Source organism: Spirillospora sp. NBC_01491, assembly GCF_036227065.1.
Taxonomy (GTDB): Bacteria; Actinomycetota; Actinomycetes; order Streptosporangiales; family Streptosporangiaceae; genus Spirillospora; species Spirillospora xylanilytica.
On the sequence record NZ_CP109432.1, the window covers coordinates 4,857,740 to 4,872,231 of the forward strand.

Annotated in this window: 13 protein-coding genes; 4 read left to right on the forward strand and 9 right to left on the reverse strand. The window is 71.9% G+C overall.

Features of this window, described 5'->3' with window-relative positions; translation table 11 throughout:
- Positions 1–4: 4 nt before the first annotated feature.
- Positions 5–1,315, forward strand: a complete 1,311-nt coding sequence (gene purB / locus OHA34_RS22575) for an adenylosuccinate lyase (RefSeq protein ID WP_285939688.1) — start codon at positions 5–7, stop codon at positions 1,313–1,315.
- 16 nt (positions 1,316–1,331) lie between these two features.
- Positions 1,332–2,156, forward strand: coding sequence for an MOSC domain-containing protein (locus OHA34_RS22580; protein ID WP_329518826.1), 825 nt, complete (start codon positions 1,332–1,334; stop codon positions 2,154–2,156).
- On the opposite strand, the gene OHA34_RS22585 is transcribed toward OHA34_RS22580, so the two are convergent.
- The gene (locus tag OHA34_RS22585) at positions 2,123–3,166 is read right to left on the reverse strand and encodes a suppressor of fused domain protein (RefSeq protein WP_329518827.1); all 1,044 of its coding nucleotides are present in this window, start codon (positions 3,164–3,166) and stop codon (positions 2,123–2,125) included. The genes OHA34_RS22580 and OHA34_RS22585 overlap by 34 nt on opposite strands.
- A 288-nt stretch (positions 3,167–3,454) precedes the next feature.
- Between OHA34_RS22585 and murA the strand changes: the two genes are divergently transcribed.
- Complete coding sequence (gene murA / locus OHA34_RS22590) at positions 3,455–4,741, forward strand: UDP-N-acetylglucosamine 1-carboxyvinyltransferase (RefSeq protein ID WP_285940096.1); 1,287 nt, start codon at positions 3,455–3,457, stop codon at positions 4,739–4,741.
- A gap of 602 nt (positions 4,742–5,343) precedes the next feature.
- A complete protein-coding gene (locus tag OHA34_RS22595) occupies positions 5,344–6,606 on the forward strand; it encodes a transcriptional regulator (RefSeq protein WP_432763055.1) in 1,263 nt (420 codons plus the stop codon).
- 91 nt (positions 6,607–6,697) lie between these two features.
- Here OHA34_RS22595 and hisC read toward each other — a convergent pair whose 3' ends face one another.
- The 8 genes from hisC to OHA34_RS22635 form a co-directional block, all read right to left on the reverse strand.
- A complete protein-coding gene (gene hisC, locus OHA34_RS22600) occupies positions 6,698–7,777 on the reverse strand; it encodes a histidinol-phosphate transaminase (RefSeq protein ID WP_329518828.1) in 1,080 nt (359 codons plus the stop codon).
- Between the two features lie 54 nt (positions 7,778–7,831).
- Positions 7,832–8,119 (reverse strand): DUF6401 family natural product biosynthesis protein, encoded by a 288-nt coding sequence (locus OHA34_RS22605; protein WP_329518829.1) that lies wholly within the window; start codon positions 8,117–8,119, stop codon positions 7,832–7,834.
- A gap of 256 nt (positions 8,120–8,375) precedes the next feature.
- Positions 8,376–9,065 carry an NUDIX hydrolase gene (locus OHA34_RS22610; protein ID WP_285939679.1) on the reverse strand — a complete coding sequence of 230 codons (690 nt, stop codon included), beginning with the start codon at positions 9,063–9,065 and terminating at the stop codon, positions 8,376–8,378.
- Positions 9,066–9,191: 126 nt separating this feature from the next.
- Positions 9,192–10,550, reverse strand: coding sequence for an SPFH domain-containing protein (locus OHA34_RS22615; protein ID WP_285939678.1), 1,359 nt, complete (start codon positions 10,548–10,550; stop codon positions 9,192–9,194).
- 120 nt (positions 10,551–10,670) lie between these two features.
- Entirely contained in the window at positions 10,671–10,871 is a 201-nt protein-coding gene (locus tag OHA34_RS22620; RefSeq protein ID WP_285939676.1) for a hypothetical protein, read from the reverse strand.
- A 181-nt stretch (positions 10,872–11,052) separates the two neighbouring features.
- Entirely contained in the window at positions 11,053–11,769 is a 717-nt protein-coding gene (locus tag OHA34_RS22625) for a hypothetical protein (RefSeq protein WP_329518830.1), read from the reverse strand.
- A 168-nt stretch (positions 11,770–11,937) separates the two neighbouring features.
- On the reverse strand, positions 11,938–12,612 hold the full coding sequence (locus OHA34_RS22630; RefSeq protein WP_432763054.1) for a lysophospholipid acyltransferase family protein: 675 nt from the start codon (positions 12,610–12,612) through the stop codon (positions 11,938–11,940).
- Positions 12,613–12,923: 311 nt separating this feature from the next.
- On the reverse strand, positions 12,924–14,285 hold the full coding sequence (locus tag OHA34_RS22635) for an alkaline phosphatase (RefSeq protein WP_329518831.1): 1,362 nt from the start codon (positions 14,283–14,285) through the stop codon (positions 12,924–12,926).
- Positions 14,286–14,492 lie beyond the last annotated feature (207 nt).

The following is a 14,492-nucleotide window of genomic DNA, read 5'->3' on the forward strand; positions in this document are numbered from 1 at the left end:
CGGTGTGATTGAGCGCTACACCCTTCCGGAGATGGGCCGCGTCTGGAGTGACGCGCACAAGTACGAGCTGTGGTGCCAGGTGGAGACCCTCGTGGTCGAAGCCCACGCCGAGGCCGGCACGATCCCGGCGGAGGTGGTGGAGCCGGTGCGCAAGGCCCCGCCGCCGACCCCGGAGGCCGTGCACGAGATCGAGGCGGTCACCCAGCACGACGTGATCGCGTTCCTGTCGGCCTGGGCCGACAACACCGAGCCGCGCGAGGCGGCCCGGTTCGTGCACTTCGGCATGACCTCGTCCGACCTGCTCGACACCGCCCTGGCGCTCCAGCTGGTCGAGGCGACCGACCTGCTGCTGGCCAAGGCCGACACGCTGGTCGGGACGCTGCGCGACCACGCCGACGAGCACCGCGCCACCCTGCGCGTCGGCCGCACCCACGGCATCCACGGCGAGCCCGACGTGTGGGGGCACCGGGTGGCCGACTTCGCGTTCGCCATGGCCCGGTCCCGCGACCGGCTGCGGCGGGCCCGCGAGGCGGTCGGCGTGATGGCGATCTCCGGCGCGGTCGGCACCTACTCCAACATCGACCCCGAGATCGAGCGGCACGTCGCGCGCCGGCTCGGGCTGGAGTGCGCCGAGGTGTCCACGCAGGTGGTGCTGCGCGACGGGATCAGCGAGTGGGCATCCAGCCTGGCGATCATGGCCACGGTGTGCGAGGCGATCGCGCTGGAGGTCCGGCACGGGCAGCGCACCGAGGTGCGCGAGCTGTGGGAGCCGTTCGGCAAGGGCCAGAAGGGCTCGTCGGCGATGCCGCACAAGAAGAACCCGATCATCTCCGAGCGGCTGGCCGGGATGGCGCGGATCGTGCGGGCGCAGATCGTCCCGGTGATGGAGGGCATCCCGCTCTGGCACGAGCGCGACATCTCGCACTCCTCGACCGAGCGGATCGCGCTGCCGGACGCCTCGATCGCGCTCGACTACATGCTGAGCCTGACCGACCGGCTGATGTCCGGGCTGGTCGTGGACGGCGACCGGATGCTCGCCAACCTGGAGTCGACCGGCGGGCTGATCTACACCTCCACCGTGCTGCTGGAGCTGGTCGAGGGCGGGATGTCCCGCGACGACGAGGCGTACCCGCTGATCCAGAAGGCCGCGATGGCGACCTGGGAGACCGGCGTCCCCTTCCGCGAGACGCTGCGCACGCACGCGGCCGAGGCGGGGCTGGCGCTCGACGAGGCGCGGCTCGACGAGGTGTGCCGGCCCGAGCGGTTCGTCGAGCGGCTCGACTCGATGTTCGTCCGGCTGGCCTCACTCACCTGACCGCCGGGAGGGTCCGTTGGCCGCGAGGCTGACCGAGCTGAACGCCTACCCGCTCAAGAGCGGGGGCGGCACCGCGCTGCACACCGCCGAGCTGGCCTTCAGCGGGCTGCGGCACGACCGCGAGTTCATGCTCGTCGCCCCTGAGGGACGTTTCCTGTCCCAGCGCGACCACCCCCGGATGGCGCTGCTGCGCCCGGTGTACGACGGCGTGGTCCTCACCGTCGCCGCGCCGGGCGCCGCCACGCTCGTCCACAAGCCGGTGGACGACGGTCCGGTGCTCGACGTGACCGTCCAGAGGACGTCCTGCCAGGGCGTCGACCAGGGCGACGCCGCCGCCCGCTGGTTCGCGGCGCTGCTCGGCGCCGAGTGCCGGCTGGTGCGCTTCACCGGGCACCGGCCGACCTCGCGCGGCGGCGGCGAGGTGATGTTCGCCGACGGCTACCCGCTGCTGGTGCTCTCCGCCGAGTCCCTGGACGACCTCAACGGGCGGCTGGACACGCCGCTGCCGATGGACCGGTTCCGGCCCAGCCTCGTCGTCGAGGGGCTCGGCGCGTTCGGCGAGGACGCGGCGCGGCTGCTGCGGGTCGGGCCGGCGGTGGTCGAGCTGGTCAAACCGTGCACCCGCTGCGTGATCATCACGACCGACCAGGCCACCGGCGAGCGGGGCCGCGAGCCGCTGCGCACCCTGGCCACCTACCGCGGCGTCCGGCGCGGCATCGCGTTCGGCCAGAACGCGGTCGTCCGCGAGCCGGGCGTCCTCACCGTCGGCGACCCGGTGGAGGTCCTGGAACCGGCGGACGGGCCCGATCAGCCGACGACCTCGCCGGTCTCCTCGCCGTAGCGGTCGAGCATGGCGGTCGGCACGATCTCGACGACCACGCCGGGCATCGCGGCGAGCGGCGTGACCGAGGCCCGCGGGACCAGCGCGGCGACCAGCTCGTCGAGCGCTTCGGCCGGAACGCCGACCGACAGCGCCGCCGCGTCCGGCTGCTCGATGACCGGGGCGTCGGACGGGTGGAAGCGGAGCCTGGTGTCGTCGGTCTGGAGGACCAGGGCACGGCCGAACGGCAGCCGCCCGCGCAGCGTCTGGCCGACCGAGGCGGCCTGGAGGGCACCGATCCGGAGGGTCGTGGTCGCGCCGTCCCGCTCCCAGTGGGCCTTGTTGACGTACAGCGTGCCGCTGGTGGAGCCGTCGCGCTCGATGCCCGCCTGGACGGCGGCGGCCACCTGGGGGTCGCCGAGCAGCGAACGCCGGTCGAGGTCGGTGGTGTAGAGCGGCATCCGGGGGGCCAGCAGCTCCATCAGGGCGACCGCGTTCCACCGTTGCAGCGCCTCGTACTCCTCGGCGGCCAGCCCGACGATCTGGAGGAACTCGACCCGTCCGTGCGGGGTGGAGATCCCGCCGAGCTCGGGGTCGGGGACGAAGCCGATGGCGCGGATCTCGGAGTCGTCCCGCTCGGAGGCGATCGGCCCGTTCACGTTCATGTGGTGGCCGGGCTCGAACCAGTTGCCGGAGTTGTAGACGTACCGGGCCAGGTTCTGGAGGAAGCTCAGCGCCCAGGCCGGGGGCGTCGTCTCGGCGGGGTCGCGGACCAGCCGGAACGTGAACTCGAAGCCCCAGCCCGACTCCTGGAGGTCGTCGGACTCCTTGCTGTACAGCTCGGTCATGCCGTAGGAGACGAAGTGCCAGTGCGGCACCGGCTCGGTGCGCGGGTAGGCGCTGATGCCGTCCAGCGGGTCCGGGCCGCCGAGCGACCACCTGAGCAGCGTGCCGTAGTGCGCCGGCTCCTGGTCGCCGTAGATGCGCCGGAGCGCCGCGTCGATGGCCTCCCAGCCGGGCGATTCGTCCATGGTCGATCACCCTAGACCCCACCGCCTGGCCCTATGTCGGAAATGGCCCCCGGCCCGTCCGGACCGGGCGATCCGGAGGCGCGCCACGGCCCGCGCGCCGGACACCACACTCCCGCCTCGGTGGTTTACTGGGATCACGTCGGCGCCTAGGGGGACACCGTTCGGCGCGCTCAGCCCTCGTGATCCGCCCTCGTGATCCGCCGTTCCGGTCGAACGGGCGGACCAGGCAGCCCCACTTGATCCGGTACGCACCGTATACCCGCAGCTAAGGAGTAAGGCGGCATGAGCATGGGCCACGAGGTTCGCTACCGCGTGCGCGGAGGCCGGCGACTGCACGGCACCGTATTCATCCAGGGCGCCAAGAACGCGGTCCTGCCGATGATCGGCGCCTCGCTGATGGCGGCCAAGGGCCGCACCGTCCTGCGCAACGTCCCGATCATCGAGGACGTCCGGCGGGCGGTCGAGCTCGCCCAGGCCATCGGGGCCAAGGCCGAGCTGCACGAGAACGAGCGCACGCTGGTCATCGACGCGTCCACGCTAAACAGCCCGGTGCTGCCGGCCGACATCGCCGCCCGGTTCCGAGGCTCGTTCCTGTTCGTGCCGGCGCTGCTGCACCGGCTCGGCGAGGCGGTCATCGAGGGCGTCGGCGGCTGCAACCTCGGCAGCCGCAACCTCGACTTCCACTACAACGGCTTCAAGCGGATGGGCGCCACGGTCACCGAGCAGGTGGCCGACAACGGCGACGGCATCATCCACATCAAGGCCGGCAACCTGCGCGGCGGCACGCTCTACTGCGACACCCCTTCGCACACCGGCACCGAGAACCTGATCATGGCCGCCGCGATGGCGCACGGCACCACGCTGATCAAGAACGCGGCGCTCGAGCCCGAGGTGCTGGACAACATCGCCTTCCTCCAGGCGATGGGCGCCCGGATCAGCGGCGGCGGCACCGGGTTCGTCACCGTCGAGGGCGTCAAGGAGCTCACCGCGGTCGAGCACACCGTGATGCCCGACCGGATCGACGCGGGCGTGTTCGTGATGGCCGCCGCGATCACCGGCGGCGACCTCAACCTCGTCGGCGCCACCCTGGAGCACCTCGGCGTGGCCGCCGACAAGCTCGAGCAGATGGGGCTGGAGTTCCACCAGCAGGGCGCGGTGCTCCAGGTGCGGCGCGACCGGGCGCTCCGCCCGATCAACGTGATCACCGACGAGTACCCGGGCTTCGCCACCGACCTCCAGTCGCCGATCATGGCGCTGTCCTGCCTGGCCGACGGGCCGTCCTACATCTACGAGCGGATCTTCGACGGGCGGTTCAAGCTCGCCGACGAGCTCGGCAAGATGGGCGCCGACATCGACGTCGACGGCAACCGCGCCAAGGTGAACGGGCCGAACCGGCTGCGCGGCGCCGTGGTCGAGGCGCACGACCTGCGCTGCGGCAGCGCGCTGGTGCTGGCCGGGCTCGCCGCCGAGGGCGAGACCACCATCACCTCCGCCTACTACCTCGACCGCGGGCACGCGCACACCGCCGAGCGGCTGTCCCGGCTCGGCGCCGACATCGTCCGCGAGGCCGACTGAGGGCCTGCCCGTGATCGGCTGACGACCGTCCGAATCCGGCCGTTCTGACTCGGTAAAAATTCACCGGGTCAGGGGAAGTCAGGGCCGCGCAAGCGGATCACTCGTCTTTCCGGCGGACCGGGAGTCGGGACGGGCGGCTTTCGGCCAAGGCGTAAACCAATCGGACACCGCAGGGGTCTCTCCAGTGCGCATCGGCGCCAGGAGAGGCCCCTTGCGTTGTTTTCGGGTCTTGTTTTTCGACTTCGGACGACCCAAGATGCAGGATCAAGACTGGCCGATTGGTGACAAATTACTGACCAAGGGGTCCCGTAGGTTACTTTTTCGCCGCACTCTTGATTCGATTTCGCGTCTGGGCGTCACACCTCGTCGCCCTGACCCGATCTGCCCACTGAGGAACGAATCGCACGGGAACTGCGGTGCTGGGTCAGAAGGCAGGGGCGACAAGCCATGAGTCAACCGTTGGGCGGAGCGTGCGCGAACGCATGGGCGGGGCAGGACCCCCGCCAAGAGTCTGGGCCGGAAACGAGCGGTCGCCGATGACGGCCGCGCGGACGGGAGCGGTGACACCCGACCTCACGATCGGTGTCGTGGGCCCGCATGACCTGGTGGAGCGGGTCATGCTGATGGGCCACGGCCCCACGCCGGTGCCGAGCCGGCTGGTGGCCGCCGCATATCGAGACGAACAGGAGGCGGCCGACAAGGTCGTGCGGCTGGGATCGGGCGTGGACGTGTGCCTGTTCGCCAGCCCGGTGCCGTACGACTTCGCCCGCAAGGCGGGCGTTCTGACCATGCCGGCGACCTATGTGCCGCTGAACGGGGCCGCGCTCCAGGGCGCGTTACTCCGGGCGGCTCTGGACGAGCGCTTCGACCCGTCCAGGGTGAGCATCGACGTGCTCGGACGGGCCGAGGTCGAGGAGGCGTACTCCGAGATCAGCCTCGGCACCGAGCAGGTGCACCTGCGCGAGGAGGCGGCCGGGCCGGGCACGCTGGCCGCCTTCCACGAGCGATTGTGGCGGCGCGGCGCGACGACGGTCGCGATGACCTGCGTGCACGCCACCGCCGAGCGGATGGAGATGGCCGGCGTGCCGACCATCCGGGTCCGCCCGACCGGCGCGGCCATCCGCAGCTCGTTGCAGACCGCGGCGCTGCTCGGCGCCCATCACCGTCTCGAGGAGTCACAGCTCGTGGTGGTGCTGGTCGACGTGCCGACGCTGCGCGAGACCCCGCGCCGCGTCACCCCGCGGTACTGGCGCGACGAGCTCAAGCTGGCGCTGCACCGGGTGCTGCTCCAGGAGGCGCACCGGATGAACGCCTCGGTGTGGCCGCTGGACGACCACAGCTACCTGGTCATCGCCACCCGGGGCTCGGTCACCGCCTCCACCGAGGGGTTCCGCACCCCGCCGTTCGTGGAGCGGGTCCGCGAGGAGCTCGGGCTGGCCATCGAGGTCGGCATCGGGATGGGCCGCACCGCGCACGAGGCCGAGAACCACGCCCGCGCCGCACTGGCCCGCTCGCAGAGCTCGCAGCGCGCGCAGGGCTTCGCGCTCGACCGGGACGGCCGGGCCCTGGTGCCCGCGCCGCGCACGCCCCCGCGCGCGCAGCCGCAGGCCAAGCCGAAGGGCCTGGAGATCCTCGCCCGGCTCGCCGACAAGCTCGGCGACCAGGAGCAGCCGCTGATCGTCGACGCGGAGAACGCCGGGAAGATGCTCGGCGTGACCCCGCGCACCGCCCGGCGGCTGCTGCGCACCCTCGTGGAGGAGGGACTCGCCTGGCCCCTGCCGCCCAACCGGACCCCGCAACCGGGCCGGCCGCGGCAGCTCTACCGGCTGATCGTCGAGAAGCTGGGGCCGAAGACGGGCACCTGACCCCGGCACACGTGATCATGCAGTGGGCGTTCCGTACGGGGACGGCGCGCCCCACTGCGTGATCACGCAGCCGGGCCGGGACGGCGGCCCGTCAGTTGCGGTACGGGAGGGCGCGGGCGACCGCGAGGAACGCCTCGTTCTCCTCCGCCGAGCCGATCGACACGCGCGCCCCCTCGCCGGCGAAGGGACGGACGCTGACGCCCCGCGCATTGCACGCCTCGGAGAACTCCAGGGTGCGTTCTCCGAGCCGCAGCCAGACGAAGTTGCCCTCGCTGGGGGGCAGGGTCCAGCCGTCGGCCACCAGCGCGTTGTGGACGCGCTCACGCTCCTTCACGGTGCCCTCGACGCGCTCCGCCAGCTCGCCGGCCGCGGCCAGCGAGGCGATGCCCGCGGCCTGGGCCACGGAGTTGACGCAGAACGGCAGGAACGTCTTGCGGATCGCGCCGGCCACCTCGGGGTGCGCCACCAGGAAGCCGATCCGGAGCCCGGCCAGGCCGTACGCCTTGGAGAAGGTGCGCAGGACGGCCAGGTTGGGCCGGTCGCCGTAGAGCTCGAGCCCGTCGGGCACGTCCGGGTCCTGGACGTACTCGCGGTACGCCTCGTCCAGCACGACCAGGCAGTCGTCGGGGACCCGGTCGAGGAAGGCCTCCAGCCGGGCGCGGCCGACGGCGGTGCCGGTCGGGTTGTTGGGGTTGCAGACCAGGATCAGCCGGGTGTGCTCGGTGATGGCGTCGGCCATCGCCTCGAGGTCGTGCGTCTCGTCGCGCAGCGGGACCTGGACGCCCGTGGCGCCCGACAGCGCCACCAGCAGCGGGTAGGCCTCGAACGAGCGCCACGCGTACAGCACCTCGGCGCCGGGCTCGGCGACGGCCGAGAGCAGCATCTGGGTGACCCCGACCGAGCCGCAGCCGAGCGCGACGTGGCTCGCGGGCACGCCGTACTCGGCGCTGATCGCCTCGGTGAGGGCGGCGGCGCTGTTGTCGGGGTAGCGGTTGACGTCGCGGGCCGCCTCGGCGATCGCCTCCAGCACCGAGGGCAGCGGACCGTGCGGCGACTCGTTGGACGACAGCTTGTAGGAGCGTCCCTCGGGCGACACCACGGCCTTGCCCGGCTGGTAGGCCGCGAACCGGTCGAGGACGGAGCGGAAGCGCGGAGTGGTTGCCTCAGGCACCGTGGTCCTCCAGGTTGAACGGGGTGGTGATCCCCAGCCTAAAGGGGCGGGTGCTCAGCTCTCGCCCGGCCCGCGCAGCATCCAGCACACCGCGACGATCCGGACGAACTCCCAGTCGGAGGTGCTCTCGGGCCACCAGCCCCGCCGGAAGGCGTCCTCGGCGAAGGTGTGCAGGTATCCCATCAGCTCGTCCGGCCCCGGGGTGCCCACCTGCTCCCGCACGGCGGACACGTGCTGGTCGACCGCGGCGGCCAGGCCGGGGGAGGCGGACATCTCCGCCATGCCGGCGTCCCCGATGTCCCGGACGAGGAGCCCCAGCTCTTCGGACAATTCGCCATCCATGGGATTAAAAGCTAGCAATTCCCGCGCGATGCGTGCGCCACCGACCACCCCGCCTGCGGCCGGAACCCCCTGACCGGACGGTCTAGGGCCGGTTTCAACGCGCCTCAGCCGTAGCGCGAGCGCGTTACCTGGCCGGTGGGGCAAAGCCGGAGGCGAGCCCCACCCGCCAGATCGCGAAGCGATGTCGCGCTCGCCCAAGCACGGTCGGCGTCCGAGCCCTAGGCGAGGACGCCGGGCCGGGCGTTGGAAACACGGCCTAAGAGAGCGGCTGGCCGGGCCGGGGGCGGAGCATCGGCGGCCGGAGCTGCTCGGCGTCGCCGCGCATGTACAGCCGGGCCGGACGGCCGCCGTCGCGGGTCGTGGAGTGGCCCGTCGGGATCAGGAACCGGTCGGCGCCGGTGACCTTCCGGTGGAAGTTCCGCGGGTCGAGCCCGGTGCCCCACACGATCTCGTAGACCCGGCGCAGCTCGGCCACGGTGAACTCGGGCGGGCAGAACGCGGCGGCGAGCGAGGTGTACTCCAGCTTGGCGCGGGCCCGCTCCATCCCGTCGCAGAGGATGCGGCGGTGGTCGAACGCGGCGCGGTCGCGGTGGGTCAGCTCGTCGACCGCCGTCCACAGCACCTGCGCGCGGCTGGAGGCGGGCAGGTCGGGGGCCAGGCCCAGGTAGGCGACGCTGACCACGCGCTGCCGCGGGTCGCGGTCGGGGTAGCCGTAGGTGGCGAGCTGCTCCAGGTGGATGCGCACGTCGGCGAGGCCCGCGCGGTCGGCCATCAGGCGGGACGCGGCGGCGGGCAGGTCCTCGTCGAGCTGGATGAAGCCGCCGGGCAGCGACCAGGCGTCGTCGTAGGGGGGACGGTCGCGGCGCCACGTCAGCGCGCACAGCCGCTGCTCACGGACGGTGAGCACGACGAGATCGACGGTGACGGCGAGCCGCGGCACGGACATGCCCACGAACTTAGTGGGCGCGCCCCGCTGATGAGACCAGGACGGCCTCCGGCCGAAAGTCCGAAACCCCGTCCCAGGACGCCCGTACGGGCGTCCTGGGCGGGGTCGCGGTGGCTGCTCGGGGGGTCACTCGTCCTTGGCGGTGGGGGTGGTGTCGAGCTGCGGGACGACGCCGTTCTGCCCGGTCTGGCTGTTCTGGCCGTTCTGGCCGCCCGTGCCGGTGCTCATGCCGGACAGCAGGTTGCGGGCGAGCCCGAGGCCGGTGCCGCCGAGCGTGAGCGCCTTGGCGAGCATGTCCTCGACGCCGTCGGCGCCGTTGAGCACGACCATGTTGTCGACGTTGCCGAAGACCTTCGCGCCGGCCTCGACGATCTGCGGCCACTGCTCGGCGAGCTGCTGGGCGATGACCGCATCGGTGTTCTGCGCCAGCGCGTCGGCACGGGCCTTGATCGCGTCGGCCTCGGCGATGCCCTTCTTGCGGGTGGCGTCGGCCTGCGCCTCACCGATCAGCCGGGTCGCCTCGGCCTCCCGCTGCGCCTTGAGCTGCACCTCGGTCGCGGCGGCCTGGGCGTAGGAGATGCGCTCGTCGCGCTCGGCCTCGGCCAGCTTGATCTGCTCGTACGCGCGCGCGTCGGCGGGCTTGCGGATCTCGCTCTCCAGCCGCTTCTCGGTGCGCTCGGCCTCCAGCTCGGCGTTGCGGGTCTCCTTGAGGATGACCTCCTGCCGGGCCTGCTGCGCGGCCTGGCTGACCTGGCCCTCGTACTCGGCCTTCTTGATCTCGGTCTCCCGGATCACCGCGGCGTTCTGCCGCATCGTCTCCTGCTCGCGCTGGGTGGCCTCCTGGTCGCGCTCGGCCTCGGCGATGCGGGCGGCGGCGGCGACCTTGGCGGCGTGCGGGCGGCCGAGGTTGGTGATGTAGCCGGTCTCGTCGTCGATCTCCTGTATCTGGAGGGAGTCGACCACCAGCCCGAGCTTGCTCATCTCGTCGGCGGCGGAGCTGCGCGTCTCGCTGGTCAGCCGCTCGCGGTTGAGGATCAGGTCCTCGACGGTGAGGTTGCCGATGATCGAGCGCAGGTGCCCGGTGAACAGCTCGTGGATCGCCCCGTCCATCGAGCCCTGCTGCTCCAGGAAGCGGCGGGCGGCGTTGGCGATGGAGACGAAGTCGTCGCCGACCTTGTAGATCACCACACCGCGGACCTTCACCGGGATGCCCTGCTGGGTGACGCAGTTGACCTCGAGGTTGGCGCCCCGGCTGTCGAGCCGGAGCCGGCGGGCGACCTGGAATCCGGGCAGCACCGAGGTGCCCTTACCGGTGATGATCTTGAAGCCGAGGCTGTCGACCCCGTCGATCGGCTTGGACCTGGCCCCCAGCCCGGAAATGATCAACGCCTCGTTCGGTTCGGCGACCCGCCAGACCATCTTGAACAGCACGATCAACACGATGATGGCGACGACGACTGCGATCGCCACTGCGGCTATGGGCATGCGACCTCCTCCTCGGTCCGGCGACGGCTTCGCTGCTCAAATATCGGACAACGCTCCCACATAGACGCAGCGGGGACCGCGACGGTTCGCCCAGATCAGGAGGATATTGACAGGAAACGGTCAGCCAAGCGCCTGCGCCACGTACACCGTGCGCGGCGGGTGGTACTCGACCACGACCACGATCGTCCCCACCGTGATCTCCTCCCGCGGGTCGACCGGATGGGCGTAGAACGCCTCGGCTCCGCCGCGGATCGGGATCATCACCTCGCCGACCAGCCCGGGGCCGATCCTGCCGGTGACCCGGCCCTCCCTGCCGATCAAAGGAACTCCCGCTCGCTCACCTGGTCCGGCGGCGGCTGCCGCGCCGGTGCGCGGTGCGTCCGCGCCGTGTACGGGCACGCTATCCGTTGGGGGAGACGCACCGCGAGTGTCGATGGCGGACGGACACCGAAGGGCGCCGCGGGACGGCGCGGGACGTCGGCGGGACGTCGGCGGGACGCGGTCAGGGCAGGATGCGCTGCGCCTGCGCGAGAGAGCGCCGGGCCAGGTCCTCGGCGTCCGCGCGGGTGGCCTTCGGGCCGAACACGCTGACCGTGGCCAGGAAGCGGCGGCCCTGCATGACCACGTACCAGGTCCGGGTGTAGGAGTCGGCGCCGGTGGTCGCCACCCCGACCGTCCGGGAGCCCTCCCCGATCCTCCCGGGCGGCGACTCGACCACCCGGTGCGAGGCCCACTGCTCGCCGAGCCGGCTCCGGAACGTCAGGCAGCCGGCGGGGACCCGGGACTTGACCTGGTTCGCCGCCGTGCCGGCGGGCGGGGCCATCAGGGTCTCGGTGACGGTCTGCCCGTCCTTCCTGGCGAACGAGGCGAGCGCCGCCGGCACCCCCCTGCCGATCAGCGGGGCGCTCGGGCCGCCCGTCCCGCCGTTGGCGCAGCGCGGCTTGTCCAGCTTCACCTGCCGCTGGAGCCGGTCGTAGTTCTGGATCGCCTTGAGCGTGCCGTACTCACCGGAATCGGGCTCGGCCGCCCGCCGGTACCCGGGGACCTCGAAGAGCAGCGCCTGTTCGAGCTGGTCGGCGGTGTAGCCGGCGTCCGAGGACGCCGCCCGGCCGCCGGTACGGGACTGTCCGGTATCGCCGTCGCCATCGCCCCCGCCGCAGGCGGTGGCCGCAGCGGCCACGGCCGTGAGCGTCGCGATCGGGAGGAGCCAGTGGGCCATGTCGGCGACCCTACGGCGCACTCACCACAAGTCCGTGCAGACGACACGCACTTGGGGCAAGCCCATGCGGATAGTGCGACTGCGACGGGTCGGACACCCGCGAGCGGGACAAGGTCTCAGGGTGAAGTTGGGGGTCTGCGGGGGGCCGGGGCTGCTGCGGCGGCGGAGTCAGCCGGCGTGGTTGGCGCGGTCGTTGTAGGTGCCCGCGTACTCCTGGCCGGACAACTTGTTGATGGTCTCGACGATCTCGTCGGTGATGGCGCGGCGGGCCTTGGCCGGGGGCAGATCGCCGTAGTGGGAGAAGTCCATCGGCGGGCCGATCCGGACGGTGGGGCGCGGGCCGAAGATACGCGGCCTGGACGCGCCGATCGGCTGGATCTTCTCGGTGCCCGCCAGGCCCACCGGCAGGACCCGGGCACCGGAGGCCAGCACCAGCCAGCCGACGCCGGTGCGACCCCGGTAGAGGCGGCCGTCGGGGGACCGGGTGCCCTCGGGGTAGATCGCGAACGCGCCGCTGTTGTCCAGCACGTCGCCGGCCTGCTCCAGCGCGCCCATCGCGGCCCGCTGGGCGCCGCGCTTGACCGGGACGTGCCCGAGGTTGGTGAAGAACCAGCGGATGAAGCCCTTCTTCAGCCCGCCGCCCTCGAAGTAGTCGGCCTTGGCGATGTAGGTGACCGGGCGCGGGATCGCCAGCGGGATGATGAAGCTGTCGATGAACGACAGGTGGTTGCTGGCCACGATCAACGGCCCGTAGTGCGGGACGTTCTCTCCCCCTTCGACCTTGGGGCGGAAAAGCAGCCACAGGATCGGACGCACCACGCGCGTCATGAACGTATAGAACACCCAGCCTCCAGAATTCGGCACCGCCACTGTAACGTCTGCGGCGATCCCGACCCGCATACCGCCCTTCTTGGCGCCCGCCGAGGGGGCCGGAAATGGCCTGTGTGCAGGTCACAAGGCCGGTCGGTGACATATCCCACGACGGTGTCCACGTCCTGGACTTCGCCGGTATTGGGCCGGCGGACGGGTCCGCCCGGCCATTCTTACTGATTAGTAGGTTTCTCCCGAGTAGGTTTTTCGGCGGTTTCCCGCCGCCGTGGCACGAGGTCCCGCGACCCTGGCGGGGGCGCGGGACACGGGGCCGGCGGGAAGGGTCAGCGGCGGACGCCGAGGGCCCGGGTGACCGTGCTGAACAGCCCGGTCTGGTCGGTCACGCCCACCACGTTCGCGGCCTGCGGGCCGGAGGCGGCGATGCGGACCTGGGTGCCGGTGTGCTCCTGCGACGCCCCTGCCGGGTTGGTCGCGTAGTTCATCTTCATCTGCGCGCCGTCGGCGGTGATCAGCGTCGCCGTCTGGCCGGGGCTCTCGGCCTCCAGCGGGATGATCTGGCTGGTGTGGCCGTGGTCGGCGGTGGTCACCACCAGGGTGTCCGGGTGCTTGCGCGCGTAGTCCTGGGCGAGCTTGACGGTGTTGTCGAACTCGATGGTCTCGCCGATCTGGCCGCACGGGTCGGCGTCGTGGTCGCGCTTGTCGATCGAGGCGCCCTCGATCTGGAGGAAGAAGCCGCGCTTGGCCCGCTTGGTCTGGGCGTCCAGCGTGCTGATCGCCTTGCTCGCCATCTGGGTCAGGTGCGGGCCGGAGAACGCGTCGTTCGGCGTGCACTTGGACGGCGCGGTCCCGCCGACCTTGGCGGCCGGGCCGGTCAGCTCCTGCTGCATCGTCCCGTCGGCGAACAGGCCGAGCGTCTTGCCGGACGGCCGGGCCGCGTTGAGCCCGGCGGCGTCGGTGACGACGTTGTAGCCGGCCGCCCTGGCCTGGTCGATCACCGTCCTGCCCTTGAACCTGCCGGACTTGACGGTCTGCGCGAAGCGCGCCTTGCCGCCGCCGAAGTACAGGTCGGCGCCGGTCTGCACCTGCTGCTCGGCGATCGAGCCCGCGCCGCCGTTGGCCTTGTCGTTGGACGGGCACGCCTTCATGTCGCCGGGGCCCTGGCAGGAGCGGTCCACCACGTGCGCGGCGAGCACGCCCGGGGTGGCGTCGGTCAGCTCGGCCGTCGTCACGTCACCGGTGCGGAAGCCGGCCCGCTTGGCCAGTTCCAGGATCGTGCTCTTGGGCCTGCCGTCGGGCGTCACCGAGATCGCGCCGTTGTACGACTTGTGCCCGGTGGCCCAGCCCGTGCCGCTCGCCGCGGAGTCGGTGACGTAGTCGGGCAGCTTGGGGTCGTCCTTCTGGAGCGCGTACGTCGTGTACGCGCCGGTCAGCGGGAGCCGGTCCAGGTTGAGGCGGCCGGCGGCGCCCTTGGCGTAGTTGCGGGCGGCGGTGATCTCCGAGTCGCCCATGCCGTCGCCGATCAGCAGGATGACGTTGCGCACCGTGCCTCCTTTGACCGCGGCGCGCACGTCCTTGGTGCGGTCTCCGTTCGAGGCCCCGGCGATGCCGGTTCCGAGCGCGCCCGCGGCGACTCCCGCCGCGAGCGTGATCGCGGCGACACGCCGCGTCCTTCCAGCCGTAGACACCGGCTGACCTCCCCTTATATGGATTCTCAGAGCAGGGACAGACGACCAGCCGGAGATGAGCGGACGGACTGCGCAGGGTGTCGGGCGGGTGAACGCTGGTCGTACCGCGCGTCCCGCCGGGGGCGCTGGGCTCGGGCGGCACCGCCGGGGCTCGGGCCGGGCTCCCGCCGGCCTCGGGCCGGGGCGCCTCCGGGCCGCGCCGGGCGG

Coding starts and splice junctions, on each gene's coding strand:
- OHA34_RS22585 (WP_329518827.1), bottom strand. CDS start 3,166: ATGGACGAATCGCCCGGCTGGGAGGCCATCGACGCGGCGCTCCGGCGC.
- murA (WP_285940096.1), top strand. CDS start 3,455: ATGGGCCACGAGGTTCGCTACCGCGTGCGCGGAGGCCGGCGACTGCAC.
- OHA34_RS22605 (WP_329518829.1), bottom strand. CDS start 8,119: ATGGATGGCGAATTGTCCGAAGAGCTGGGGCTCCTCGTCCGGGACATC.
- OHA34_RS22610 (WP_285939679.1), bottom strand. CDS start 9,065: ATGTCCGTGCCGCGGCTCGCCGTCACCGTCGATCTCGTCGTGCTCACC.
- OHA34_RS22615 (WP_285939678.1), bottom strand. CDS start 10,550: ATGCCCATAGCCGCAGTGGCGATCGCAGTCGTCGTCGCCATCATCGTG.
- OHA34_RS22625 (WP_329518830.1), bottom strand. CDS start 11,769: ATGGCCCACTGGCTCCTCCCGATCGCGACGCTCACGGCCGTGGCCGCT.